The 12,436-nt window shown below is 71.0% G+C and carries 9 protein-coding genes and 9 pseudogenes; 17 read left to right on the forward strand and 1 reads right to left on the reverse strand.

What is annotated here, in order from left to right; genetic code table 11:
* Positions 1 to 2,358: 2,358 nt before the first annotated feature.
* The 16 genes and pseudogenes from UK94_RS51960 to UK94_RS52020 form a co-directional block, all read left to right on the forward strand.
* Positions 2,359 to 2,769: SAM-dependent methyltransferase (locus UK94_RS51960; RefSeq protein ID WP_235487906.1), on the forward strand; the 411-nt coding region annotated here is incomplete at its 3' end.
* A gap of 1 nt (position 2,770) precedes the next feature.
* Positions 2,771 to 3,156: pseudogene (locus UK94_RS51965) on the forward strand (SAM-dependent methyltransferase); the annotation flags it as partial.
* A gap of 117 nt (positions 3,157 to 3,273) precedes the next feature.
* Positions 3,274 to 3,651: pseudogene (locus tag UK94_RS14290) on the forward strand (sigma-70 family RNA polymerase sigma factor); the annotation flags it as partial.
* Position 3,652: 1 nt separating this feature from the next.
* A pseudogene (locus UK94_RS73840) lies at positions 3,653 to 3,737 on the forward strand (RNA polymerase subunit sigma-24); the annotation flags it as partial.
* Positions 3,738 to 4,072: 335 nt separating this feature from the next.
* Positions 4,073 to 4,348, forward strand: a complete 276-nt coding sequence (locus UK94_RS51970) for an MGMT family protein (protein ID WP_313949509.1) — start codon at positions 4,073 to 4,075, stop codon at positions 4,346 to 4,348.
* A gap of 168 nt (positions 4,349 to 4,516) precedes the next feature.
* Positions 4,517 to 4,866 (forward strand): SDR family NAD(P)-dependent oxidoreductase (locus tag UK94_RS51975; RefSeq protein ID WP_235487908.1); only part of this gene is annotated, 350 nt, incomplete at its 3' end.
* 1 nt (position 4,867) lies between these two features.
* A pseudogene (locus UK94_RS51980) lies at positions 4,868 to 5,251 on the forward strand (SDR family NAD(P)-dependent oxidoreductase); the annotation flags it as partial.
* 115 nt (positions 5,252 to 5,366) lie between these two features.
* Positions 5,367 to 5,984: NAD-glutamate dehydrogenase (locus UK94_RS51985; protein WP_235487910.1), on the forward strand; the 618-nt coding region annotated here is incomplete at its 3' end.
* 1 nt (position 5,985) lies between these two features.
* Positions 5,986 to 6,558: pseudogene (locus UK94_RS51990) on the forward strand (NAD-glutamate dehydrogenase); the annotation flags it as partial.
* A 1-nt stretch (position 6,559) separates the two neighbouring features.
* A pseudogene (locus UK94_RS51995) lies at positions 6,560 to 7,576 on the forward strand (NAD-glutamate dehydrogenase); the annotation flags it as partial.
* Position 7,577: 1 nt separating this feature from the next.
* Positions 7,578 to 8,303, forward strand: a pseudogene (locus UK94_RS52000) (NAD-glutamate dehydrogenase); the annotation flags it as partial.
* A gap of 1 nt (position 8,304) precedes the next feature.
* A pseudogene (locus UK94_RS52005) lies at positions 8,305 to 8,735 on the forward strand (NAD-glutamate dehydrogenase); the annotation flags it as partial.
* Between the two features lie 77 nt (positions 8,736 to 8,812).
* Positions 8,813 to 9,775 (forward strand): hypothetical protein, encoded by a 963-nt coding sequence (locus UK94_RS14310; protein ID WP_055750235.1) that lies wholly within the window; start codon positions 8,813 to 8,815, stop codon positions 9,773 to 9,775.
* 58 nt (positions 9,776 to 9,833) lie between these two features.
* A partial coding sequence (locus tag UK94_RS52010) for a DUF72 domain-containing protein (protein ID WP_235487912.1) occupies positions 9,834 to 10,342 on the forward strand: 509 nt, incomplete at its 3' end.
* A 37-nt stretch (positions 10,343 to 10,379) separates the two neighbouring features.
* Positions 10,380 to 10,634 (forward strand): DUF72 domain-containing protein (locus UK94_RS52015; RefSeq protein WP_235487973.1); only part of this gene is annotated, 255 nt, incomplete at its 3' end.
* A 1-nt stretch (position 10,635) separates the two neighbouring features.
* A pseudogene (locus tag UK94_RS52020) lies at positions 10,636 to 10,763 on the forward strand (DUF72 domain-containing protein); the annotation flags it as partial.
* A gap of 29 nt (positions 10,764 to 10,792) precedes the next feature.
* Here the strand turns inward: UK94_RS52020 and UK94_RS14320 are convergent.
* Positions 10,793 to 11,104 carry a MazF family transcriptional regulator gene (locus UK94_RS14320; protein ID WP_041938628.1) on the reverse strand — a complete coding sequence of 104 codons (312 nt, stop codon included), beginning with the start codon at positions 11,102 to 11,104 and terminating at the stop codon, positions 10,793 to 10,795.
* A 406-nt stretch (positions 11,105 to 11,510) separates the two neighbouring features.
* Between UK94_RS14320 and UK94_RS14330 the strand changes: the two genes are divergently transcribed.
* A complete protein-coding gene (locus UK94_RS14330; RefSeq protein ID WP_157734255.1) occupies positions 11,511 to 12,359 on the forward strand; it encodes a class III extradiol ring-cleavage dioxygenase in 849 nt (282 codons plus the stop codon).
* Positions 12,360 to 12,436: the final 77 nt, after the last annotated feature.

Genomic DNA, 12,436 nt, shown 5'->3' on the forward strand with positions numbered 1-12,436 from the left:
CTGGCGTCCCCTACTTCAACGCCACCGTCTTGTCGAGGAACTCGTTGGTCACCAGGTCCGAAGGAACCAGCACCGCCTTCGGCGTACTGCCCTTCGCAGTGAAGACCGGGACCAGCCGGCCGATCAGCTTCCCTACCCGGGCCGTGTNGAAGCTGCCCAGCACTCCGTCACTACCGTCAGNGATCAACCCGAGTTGCTTCTGCGTGGCGTTGCCGTACGCGAGCAGCCCCGACGAGAGGGTGAATCCGCCCGTGTGCAGCGTACTGACGACCTTCAGCAGGAGCTGGTTCACCGGTGCCGGATTAGCGACGTAGTCCCGCTGCGCCCNCTGCAACAGCGGCACCAGCTTGGCCAGGCAGGNGCGCTGGGTCGACACCTTGTCCGGCCGAACGGCCAACGCGGATATGTACGCAGGGTATTCGTCCTGCAGAAGTAGGTGCTTCACCGGCTTGCCCCACGCCTTGACGTCGTGCTGGAGCAGGTAGGGCTCGTTGGTGACGAAAGCCTGCTGCACGATCTTGCCGTCGGCGGCGACGAACCGGTCCGGGGACCCCTGATAGGAGGTGTCGACCTGGGACTTGGTCAGCGACCCCTCCCGGACGAAGACATCGGGAAAAGACGTCCCGCTCGCGCTGGCCAACACCGTCGCGCCCGACTGGCGGATCTCGGCGACGTTGGTGAAGTTCCACGCCGGGTTGCCCCAGATTAGCGCCAGCGGAGACTTCTCGTAGGGCGCGAAGACGGCGACCGGCGGCCGCCCCCCGGAGGCCTGCACAGCCTCGTCCGTTCCCACATAGCCGGCCAGGATGCTATCGTCCTGAGCCAGTAGCGAGGTCACCGGCTGGAAACCCGTCGCCGGCCCGCCGGCGCGCACTTGGAGCCTCACACCGGTAGCACCCAGCGGTCCCTCAACTCGGTTCTTGCTCACGTCGATCGTCGGGTTAGGGCCTAGAAGCTGGTACAGGTACCCGTCGGGAAGGCCAGGCCACCAGTTCGCCTGAATGACGACCGTGGACGGGCAGATCCCCTTCAGCGGCGTCGCGTAACTCGACTCGGCAGCGGACCCCGTGGCCNATGGGCTCACCCCATCGGACCCTCCGGACGAGCCGGAACACGCGGTCAGGCTGAACGCCAGCACCGCGGCGCACCCCGCCGCCCAGCGGCGGCAAAATATTGAAACTCGCACCAGTCCAGATCTCCTCAACACTGCGAAAGATGCGGGCACCCACGGTGAGAACGTCGGGCTTGCGATGCTCCTGACATCACGGCGGGCAGTCTCCGCCCATCGTCAGGATTCCACACCGCTGAGGGTGGGATGGCACGAGGTGCCAATTCCCCGTACAGCTTCAACCCCCGGCAGAATCGAGAGTTCGACGCGCAGTAACCGTAGCCGGAGCCGGCCAGCTCCACGTGCCGCACCGTCGGCCGCGACATTCCGCCCGGCACGGTGGTCGCATCGCTGCTCCAGTGGTTGTCGAACCAGAATTCACTGTCCGNCGCGACCAGCCCAGTCATGCCCTTGACCAGCGGTAACGCTGGCCGTAGTAGCTTGTTGTAGCCGGCCTGGCCCGGCAGGTGAGAGAACGCCCTGAAGACGCTGGGTGCCCGATGTCTGCCGGTGTGCGCGATCAGGCGACGGCTTCGGCTGACTACAGCCGGTCACAGTCTGCGACCTAGACGCTGCCATAGGCTGGTCCTGGTCCTGGTCCTGGTCCTGGTCCTGGTCCGACTCCGACGAGGAGCTCGACGAGTTCCTCGCGTTCACCCACGCCGAGCGTCGTCGCGACGTCGCCCGAGCCGCCGCCGTGCAAGATCCCGGCGCGCCCGGTTGTGCTCCGTGGTAGTCAGTGAGGCTGAGGATGGTCANCTCGCTGGCGGCAACGGCGGCTGTCGGCGTGGGCGTCAGCGTGGCGCCCCCGGCGACCGGGTCGTCGGCGGCGATCTACCGGCGGACGATGTCAAGGACAGGCCGCAGCACCTCGACGTTGACGCCCTGGTCGAGGCTGGCTGTCACGAGGGAAGCCGACGCGGCTGCGGTGAACTCCAGGCTCTGCTGGCCCGTCCCGGTGCTGACGGGTAGGGCTCGCCGCCGAGGGCGCGCTCGAATCCGCGTCATCAGTCGCGCTTCACTGAGGCCGCATTGGTCCCCCGACAGCAAGACCTCGGCTAAGGACCTGCGCCTCCTCATCGAACGGTTCGACGTCGGCGCCTGCACGGCCTGACTGTGCCGTACTCGCGGTCGGTGCGGGCGGAGTCCCCATCAACCCCGCGGGGCGCNCACGACGCACCGGTGCTCCCGGCAGGGACCGACCGGGTCTCCTGGCTGCGGTGTGCGACCGGTGGTACATGANGAGCGATATGGGTGCTGACGAGCAGGCGCAGAGCGCATGGTCGCGGGTGGACACGAGCGTGCCGCATTCCGCTCGGGTCTGGAACTACTGGCTGGGGGGCAAGGACAACTTCCCCGCCGACCGGGAGCTGGGCGACAAGGTCTTCGAGGTCTACCCGGACATCGTGCACGTCGCCCGCGCGCAACGGGAGTTCCTGGTCCGAGCGATCACCTTTCTCGCGGGCGAGGTGGGTATCCGCCAGTTCCTGGACATCGGCACCGGCCTGCCGACCGCCGACAACACCCATGAGGTCGCGCAGCGGATCGCGGCGGACTCCCGCATCGTCTACGTCGACAACGACCCGCTGGTGCTGGTGCACGCCCGCGCGCTGCTGACCAGCGCACCCGGCGGCGCGACCGCCTACGTCGACGCCGATGTGNGCGACCCCGACACGATTCTCGCGCAGGCCGCCGAGCTGCTGGACTTCAGCCAGCCGATCGCCCTCGTGATGTTCGGGATCGTCGGGAACGTGGCCGACAACGACGAGGCGAGTGCGATCGTGAAGCGGCTGCTCGACGGGGTGCAGCCGGGAAGCTACCTCGCCCTCAACGACGGCACCCACGGCGAGGACGTGGACAAGGCCATCGAGATCACCCAGGCGGACGGGCACCCCTACAACCTGCGCACCCCCGAGCAGGTCACGTCCTTCTTCGACGGCCTCGAGCTCGCCGAGCCCGGCGTGGTCTCGACCCCCCTCTGGCGGCCCGCGCCCGGCCCGGCGCCGCAGCCGCTCCACATCTTCGGCGGAGTCGGCCGAAAGCCGTAACCGTCCTGCCGGCTGCCGGCTGCGGCCAGCACGTCGCGTCGCGTTGCGTCGTCGGCTCACACTTGGGCCGGGTGAGGCGTTCTCCTGNCATGGGGCGAGAACCGTTCGAGGTCGTCNTCGAACGCTACGGGCCGATGGTGCTGCGGGTCTGCTGGGCCGTCGTCGGGCCGATGCTGGCCGAGGACGCCTGGTCAGAGACGTTTCTCGCTGCGCTGCGGGCCTACCCGGAGCTGGCGCCGGGCAGCAACGTCGAGGCGTGGCTGGTGACGATCGCCCGGAACAAGGCGATCGATCAGCTTCGTGCCCAGTCGCGGCGTCCCGCGCCGACGGAGCGTCTCCCGGAGACGATCAGGTGGGAGGAACGCGACGCCGGCCTGGACCTCTGGGACGCCCTGCGGCGACTTCCTCGCAAGCAACGGGAGACCGTCGCCTACCACTTCCTGGCCGGCCTCCCGTACACCGAGGTCGCCCGACTGCTCGGCGGCAACCCGGCGTNCGCGCGGCGAGCCGGCGCCGACGGCATCGCGTCGCTGCGGAGCATGCTGCTCGGCCCTTCGGCGCAGGAGGAACGGTCACGATGACTGGTCAGGACAGTCCGGAGTTCGACCCGTTGGCCACTGTGCTCGGCGCCGAGGTGGATCTGAGCCGGCTGCGTCTGCGGCTGCTGGCCGAGGCGGAGCGAGACGGCCTGCTCGACGTGGTGTACCGCACCGTGGATGCGCCGGTCGGGCGGCTCCTGCTCGTCGCGACCCGCCGGGGCCTGGTGCGGGTGGCGTACGAGGTGGAGGGCCACGACACCGTCCTGGCGACCCTCGCCGAGCGGATCAGTCCTCGCCTGCTGAAGGCAGGTGGCCGGCTTGACGCCGNCGCCGGGCAGCTCGACGACTATTTCTCCCGGGTCCGGTACCGCTTCGACGTGGATCTCGACCTGCGGCTTGCCTCCAGGTTCCGGCTCACGGTGTTGGAGCACCTGCGGGAGATCCCGTACGGCGGCACGGCCAGCTACGCGGCGGTGGCCGCGCTGGCCGGAAGCCCGCGTGCGGTCCGGGCTGTCGGCACGGCCTGCGCGACGAATCCGCTGCCCGTCGTCATCCCCTGCCATCGCGTGGTGCGCAGCGACGGTGGGATCGGCAGGTACGTCGGGGGTGACGACGCCAAGCGGACCCTCCTGCGGCTCGAAGGAGCGATCTGACGACGGCGAGCCGCCGGCCGAGGATCCCCGGATCCCTGGAGTGCCGGAGTCCGGGGTGCGACCAACACCTCACGTTCTGGCCGGTGCCGGCGTCTTCCGGGTGAGCGACGCACCGGCGCTCTCGCCGCCGACGCCACGGCGGCGTGCCGACCCTCGGAGGGGACACGTATGTCTGTCGCACTCGTCACGGGAAGCAACCGCGGGCTGGGCTTCGCCACCGCGCAGGCCCTCGGCCGCCTCGGCCATCGGGTCATCGTCACCGCACGCGACCAGGCCTCGGCCGACAAGGTTGCGGCCGACCTGAGGACGACGGGATACGACGCCGAGGGGCTGATGCTCGACGTCACATCGCCCGACAGCGTCGAGGCGGCCGCGAACCGGGTCCTGGAACTGGACGGTCGGCTGGACATCCTGGTCAACAACGCCGGAGTCCTGCCCGAGGCCACCGACGGAGAGCAGCACGAGTTCGCCTCCCTGAGGCTGTTCAAGGAGACGTACGCGACCAACGTCTTCGGCCCNGTCGCGGTCACTGAGGCGTTCCTGCCCCTGCTGCGCAGGAGCCAGGCCGGACGGATCGTCAACGTCTCCACGACGATGGGTTCGCTCCACGACCAGGCCGATTCCGCATCGCCGTACTACTCGATGGTCGTGCCGGCCTACCAGAGTTCCAAGGCGGCGCTCAACAGCGTCACGATCGCCTTGGCCAAGAAGCTCGCCGACACACCGATCAAGGTCACCTCTGTCTGCCCCGGTTTCGTGCAGACCGACCTGACGCCCGTCAACAGGGAGCAGGCCCCGCTGACCGCGGAGCAGGCGTCGGAGGTTGTCGTCCGGGCCGCGACCCTGCCCGCGGACGCGGCCTCGGGCACGTTCTTCGACCGACGCGGCGCGGTGGCCTGGTAGACGGGCGAGTTCCCGCTGGGCGCCTTCCGCGATGGCGAATCATCACGCTTCGAGTGGGCACAGTAGCAGTGAGTTGTTATTCGTGTGGTCGATCCGTGGCCGTCAGGGAGATGCGATGAGCGCCTCGATCGGATCAGCGGGCGGAGCGGCCGGAGTGGGCAGAGCGGACAGCGCCCCCGCGTCGGGCCGTCCTGCCGCGGCCGACGAGGCGCGCGCCGCCCTGGCCACGCAGGGCGCGCCGGGGTTGGCGGTGCGGCGGGTCGACGGCAGCTGCCCGCTTGCACTGTGGCTCGCCTGGCGCGGCGCCGGCCCGCCGCTGGCCGACGTCGTCCCGATGCTCGCCAATCTCGGCCTGCGGGCCGAGGACCAACATCCTCTTGAGTCAGCCGGCCTCGGCGATGGGTGCATAACCGGCGAAACCGTCAGCGTCGACGAGTATCGGATTCTCGGCCCCCCCGAGCTGGCAACCCAGGCGCTCGCCCAGGTCGGCGAGCTGGGCGAGACGCTGAGGGCGATCTGGGCGGGGCGGGCCGACAGCGACCCACTCGACCGGCTGGTGCTGACCGCGGGGCTGGCCGCCGGCGAGGTTGCGCTGCTACGCGCCCTGCTGCGGTACCTGCTGCACGCCGGGCTGCCGCTGAGCGAGGCGTACGGGCATCGGATGCTGACCGCGCGCGCGTCCTTCGCACGGGACCTCGTCGCGCTGTTCCACGCTCGGATGCGTCCCGGTGCCNAAGACCCGGACGGCGCTGCGGACCTGGCGGCCAGCCTTGACCGCGACCTGGACACGGTCGCCGGTGTCGATGAGGACCTGCTGCTCACCCGCCTGCGCGACGTCGTCCTCGCCGTCGTGCGCACCACCTACTACCTGCCGGGCGAGGCGCTCGCGGTGAAGCTCGACCCAGGCCGGCTGCGGTGGCTGCCGCGTCCCCTTCCCGCGGCCGAGGTCTTCGTGAGCACGGCGCGCTTCGACGCCCTGCACCTGCGCGCCGGGCTGGTCGCCCGCGGCGGGATCCGCTGGTCCGACCGTACTGAGGACCTGCGTGCCGAGATCGCCGGGCTGATGAAGGCACAGCGGGTCAAGAACGCGCTGATCGTGCCCGACGGGGCCAAGGGCGGCTATGTCCTGCGGCACCCCCCGGACGACCCGCGGCGACGGGAGGCCGAGGGCCGCGCCTGCTACACGGCCTTCATCCACGCGTTGCTGGCACTGACCGACAACCGGGTCGACGGGGTCACCGTCCGCCGGCCCGGGCTGGTGTGTCATGACGGCGAGGACAGCTATCTCGTCGTCGCGGCGGACAAGGNCACGGCCCGGTTCTCCGACCTCGCGAACGCGATCGCCGTCGAGTCCGGCTACTGGCTCGGCGACGCGTTCGCCTCCGGCGGCCGGACCGGCTACGACCACAAGGCGCTGGGGATCACCGCCCGGGGCGTCTGGGAGTCGGTGTGGCGCCACTTTGCCGAGCTGGGGGTGGACGCCGACGGTGAACCGATCACCGTCGTCGGGATCGGGGACATGTCGGGGGACGTGTTCGGCAACGGGCTGCTGCAGTCGGACCAGCTGCGCCTCGTCGCCGCGTTCGACCACCGACACCTCTTCCTCGACCCCGACCCCGACCCCGGCCGCTCGTACGCGCAGCGGCGGCGGCTTGCGGCGCTGCCCACCAGCAGCTGGGACGACTACGACCGGTCGGCGCTGTCCGCCGGTGGCGGAGTGTTTCCGCTGTCGGCCCGACGGGTCCCGCTGTCCCCGCAGATCCGGGCCCGACTGCGGGTGGACGCCGAATGCCTGACCGTGGACGAGCTGATCCGGTCGATCCTGCGGGCGCCGGTCGACCTGCTGTGGAACGGCGGAATCGGCACCTGGGCCAAGGCCTCGCGCGAGGACCACCACGCGGTCGGCGACAAGGCACGCGACCGCTGCCGGGTCGACGCGTCCGAACTGCGTGCGAGAGTCGTGGCCGAGGGTGGCAACCTCGGCCTGACGGAGGCGGCCAGGGTCGAGTACTGCCTGGCGGGCGGCCGGTGCAACACCGACTTCATCGACAACTCGGCCGGCGTCGACTGCTCGGACCGCGAGGTGAACCTCAAGATCGGTCTTGCTGCCGCCGGCCGCGTGCCCGGGCCGATCGGTGGGAGCTCGCCGGGTGCTGGCCCGGTGGACCCGTCTGGGCGGGACGATCTGCTGGCGGCGGCCACGGACGAGGTCGTGCAGCTGGTCCTCGCCGACTCTGCCCGGCAGGTGCTGTCGCTGAGCGTCTCCGAACGGCAGGCCGCCGAGTCGGTCGAGGGCATGGCTCGGCTCACCGGTCACCTCGTCTCNGCGGGCATCCTCGACCCGTCCGTCGACCCCGTCCCGGACCAGGAGGTGATGCGCGCGCGGATGGGCAGGGGCCCGGTGCTGACCCGTCCCGAGATCGCCATTCTGCACGCCTACGGCAAACGCGAGGTCGTCGGCGAGCTCGTCGGGTCGGACCTGCTGGCCGAGCCGGCGACCGCCGAGGCGCTGGACGCCTACCTGCCGGCCACGCTCCGTCCCCTGATCGGTCCGCGGTTTGACCGGCATCCGCTGTGGCGGGCGATCGCCGCCTCCCAGCTCGCCAACGACCTCGTCGACCGGGTCGGCGCCGGCTTCCTGTTCCGGCTGGAGGAACTGACCGGTGCGCTGCCGGTTGACGGTGTCCGTGCCTTCCTCATCACCCGGGACCTGTTCGGGCTGGCCTGGGTCTGGGAGGCGGTCGACGGCCATCACCAGCCGGCCGCCGGAACGCCGTCGCGGGCCCGCCGCCGTGGCGACGTGCCCGGCGGCGACCGGGTCGACGCCGCCGTCGAGGCCCTGCTGCAGTGCCGCATGCTGCAGGAGTACGCGGCCCAGTGGCTGTTGCGGCGGCGGCCGAGGCCGCTGGACCTGACCGCCGAGACCATGCGGTACTACGACGGCGTCAGCGAGGTGGCGATGGCACTGCCGGAGACGCTGCGCCGCCTGGGCGCCCGGGAGGAACTCGACGCCATCGAGACCGTGCGGCGCCGCCTGCTCGGCGCGGGTCTGNCGCTGCGCGCGGCGGAGCAGGTCGCGAGGCTGAAGGTGATGGTCAACGCCCTCGACATCGTCGACGTGGCGCTGCAGCACGACATCGCGGTGACCGAGGTGCTGACCGAGTACTTCGACCTCGGCGTTCGGCTCGGGCTGGGCCGGCTGACCACCCGCATCGTCGACCGACCCGGGGACTCCTACTGGGAGACGATGGCGAAGGCGTCGCTGCGGTCGAAGCTTGCCAGCAGCCATGCCCGGCTGGTCGAGGCGCTGCTGGCGAGGGCGGGCGGCGATCTGGACACGGCGGTCAGGCGGGCCGCCCGCAGCGGCGGCGTCGGCCGGGTCCGCGCGGTGGTGGACGAGGTGGAGGAGGCGTCGGAGGTCACCAGTGCCATGGTGGCCGCGGTCGTGCTCCGGCTCGACGACCTGGCGGACCTCGTCTCCTGAGGGACCTCGTCTCCTAAGGGATCGCGGTCTCCTGAGGGATCGCGGTCCCCTGAGGGAGNGCGCCCTAGGCTGAGTGGGTGTTCGTGGCGTATCTGTCGGCTTTCGCGTGCGCCGTCTGCTATGGGGTCGGTTCGATCCTGCAGAGCGTCGGCGCCCGCCGGACCGCGACGACCGCCGGCGCCCTGGATCCCCGCCTGCTGGTGCGGCTTGCGACGCAGGCTCCCTACCTCGCCGGGATGGGGCTGGACCTGATCGGCTGGCTGCTCTCGCTGGTCGCGGTGCGGGCCCTGCCGCTGTTCGCCGTCCAGGCGATCCTGGTGGCCAGCGTCGGCGTGACGGCCGTGCTGGCGAGGGTCTTCCTGGGGCTCCGGCTGCGCCGGGCCCAGGTGGGCACTCTGGTGGTCCTCGGGCTCGGGGTGGTGCTGCTCGCGGTCACCGCCGCGCCGGGGAAGCCGCGACCGGTGGGGTCGACGGCCGCCGTCCTGATCGCGCTCGGCATCCTGCCGACGGCCCTGGGCTGTCTCTGGGCTGGCCGGGCGCTGTCCGAGGGGCGCGCCGTCCTCGCCCTCGGCGGCCTGTCCGGCCTGGCGTTCGGCGGGACGGCGCTGTGCGCCCGCGCGTTGGAGGCCGACCACACCCTCGTCGACGTCGTCGCGGATCCGCTGTCCTGGGCGCTGCTGGTCTACGGGGTGGTCGGCATGGTCGCGTTCGCCGCGGCGCTGCAGCGGGGCTCGGTCACGATCGCCATGGCGGGGCAGGCCACGGCGGAGACCGTCGCTCCCGCGCTCATCGGACTGACCCTGCTGGGCGACCACGCCAGGTCGGGCAGCGGTGGTGTCGCGGCGACCGGGTTCGTGCTCACGGTCCTCGCGGCGGCCTGGCTCGCCGCCCACAGCCACGTCGAGCCCGCCGAGGTCGCCGCAGGGCTTCCTTCGGAAGCTGTGGGTCCGGACGTCCCGACGGCTCCGGCTCCGGCTGCGGCTCCGGCTCCGGCTGCGGCTCAGAGCCAGACCTGGCGTCGGACCGATCGGCGTCGGTGACCGCTCGCGGGGCAGGTATCCGCCGTGGCAGTCGAGCGGCGCGGGCGAGGTGGCGGGCATGGGTGATGTCCTGATCGGGACGGCGTCCTGGACGGATCCGACGTTGCTGCGGTCGGGGTGGTATCCGCCGGAGGTCACCACCGCCGAGCAGCGGTTGCGCTACTACGCCCGGCAGTTCTACTACGCCCGGCAGTTCCCGCTCGTCGAGGTCGACGCCACCTACTATGCCCCGCCCGCGGAACAGACCGTGCGGATGTGGGCGGCCCGGACCCCGCCCGGGTTCACCTTCAACATCAAGGCGTTTTCGCTGCTGACGGGGCATCCGACCCGTCCCGGCGTGCTGTACTCCGATCTGCGGGGCCTGGTCCCGGCGGACCGGAAGAACCTGTACCTGAAGGACGTCGACACCGGGGTCGTCGATCAGGTGTGGGAGCGGTTCCTCGCCGCGCTGGATCCGCTGGCCGAGGCGGGCAAGCTCGGCGCCGTGCTGTTCCAGTTTCCCCAGTGGTTCCCGATCAGCGCCGCGAACAAGCGGTACATCCTGGAATGCCAGCAGCGGTGCCGGCCNCTGCGGATCTGCGTCGAGTTCCGGAACCACACCTGGATGGACGGGCGCAACCGCGACGAGACCCTCGACTTCCTCACCTCCTACGCGCTTCCCTACGTCTGCGTCGACATGCCCCAGGGCCACCCGAGCTCGGTCCCGCCGGTGCTCGCCGCGACCGCGGATCTCGCGGTCGTCCGCTTCCACGGGCACAGCGAGAAGTGGACGAGCCGCGACATCCACGAGCGCTTCGGATACCGCTACAGCGAGGAGGAGCTGCAGGACTGGGCGCCGAAACTGCGCCGGCTGGCGGACNCCGCCGCCCGCACCCAGGTGCTCATGAACAACTGCTGCGCCGACTACGCGCAGCGTAACGCCCGCCAGCTCGCCGACCTGCTGGCCGCACTCGACGGCGCGAACCCGGTCGTGGCCGAGGGGCGTTGAGCCCGGCTGCGGCCGGGAGCGCGGCCGCCTCAGCGTTCGGGCGTGGCGAGGATCTTGAACAGCATGGTGTTGGCGCTGGTCAGCGCCTGGGTGTCGACCGAGCGCAGGCAGGCGACGAGACCGGCCTTCGCGACGAACGTGACCAGGCCCATCACGGCCCACAGGCCGCCGCCGAGGTCGACGCAGAACCCCTCGCCGGTCGCGTGCTCCACGACCAGGGCAACCAGCACGGTCGGTTCGTCGACGATCTCGTTGTAGACGGTGGAACTGAGCACCAGCACGGCCTGGGGCGTCGGGCCGGTGTTCGCGGTCCAGATCTCCCCACGCCGTGGTGCTCTCACGGGGCGGTGTCGGTCAGGCCGGGATGTCCGGTCGCCGCGAGGTCCTGCTGGTTGGCCTCCCCGAAGGCCAGGGCCGCCTGCGCCACGGCCGGGTCGGNCCGCAGCCAGGCCCCGTGCGCGGCGCAGCGCCGGCGCATGTCCTCTGCGTCGAGCACGCCCTCGATCCACGCGTTCATCGAGGTCTGGTCGGCCTCGGCGTAGCGCCGGACCGACTCGTAGGCCTCGTCCGAGAGACGCAGTGTGATCGTCCGGCTCATGCGACTCATGCTAGCAAGATCTGCTGTCATGGCATGGCGCATGAGCGATGCGGGACACGTGCCAGTTCGCTGACCAGCCGTGCTGTGCCTCCGTACGCTGAAGGTCTGTTTCATGGCGGCAAGTTCATGAGGACAAGGAGCACGAACCAGTGTCGACCGCGTCTGCTTCCTCCCCGCTCGAGTCCGCCGCCGGCGGCGTGCGCATGCCCGCGATCTACGCCACCCAGGGCGCCCCGCCGCTGATCGACCATCCGCACTGGACCGCCGAGCTCGCGGCGTGGGGCCGGGCGCTGCCGCGCCCCCGGGCGATCCTGGTGATCTCCGCGCACTGGGAGCAGAACCCGATCGCGTACGGCGCGACGACCACGCCCGTCCCGCTGTACTACGACTTCTACGGCTTCCCCGAGCGCTTCTACCAGCTGCGCTACCCGGCTCCGGGGGCTCCCGACCTCGTGGCCGAGGTCGCCCGTCTGCTCGGTCCCGGCCAGCCGCTCGTCGCGCAGCCCGACCGCGGGCTCGACCACGGGGCCTTCATCCCGCTGATCTACATGTATCCGGACGCGGACGTTCCCGTGCTGCAGATCTCCCTGCCCACGGAGGATCCGGTGGGCCTGCTGGAGCTCGGCCGGCGGCTGGCGCCGCTGCGGGACGACGGCGTGCTGATCTTCGCCACCGGCCTGCTCACCCACTCCACCGGCCACGCCGACCTGTCGAACCCGGACAGCAGCCCCCACCCCGACGTGGCCGCCTTCGACGCCTGGGTGGCCGACGCGCTCGGCCGAGGCGACCTCGATGCCCTGGTGCACTACCGCGACCGCGCTCCCGGGGTGCGCCGGGCGCTGCCGAGCCAGGAACACTTCGTCCCGCTGTTCGTGGCTCTGGGCGCCGCTCTCGACACCCCCGGGCCGGTGATCTTCCCGCATCACGGCTTCTGGTACGGCAACTCGATGCGTTCGGTCCAGTTCGGCGCGGCGGCGACGGCCGACGTCCCGGCCTGACCGGCCGCCCCGCTGTTCCGAGCCCCGGCCACGATACAGTTACGTAAGGGGCATTGGTCTCGCGTGGCGGCCTTGAC

Origin of the sequence: Frankia sp. AvcI1, from assembly GCF_001420875.1 — a bacterium.
Classification (GTDB): domain Bacteria; phylum Actinomycetota; class Actinomycetes; order Frankiales; family Frankiaceae; genus Frankia; species Frankia alni.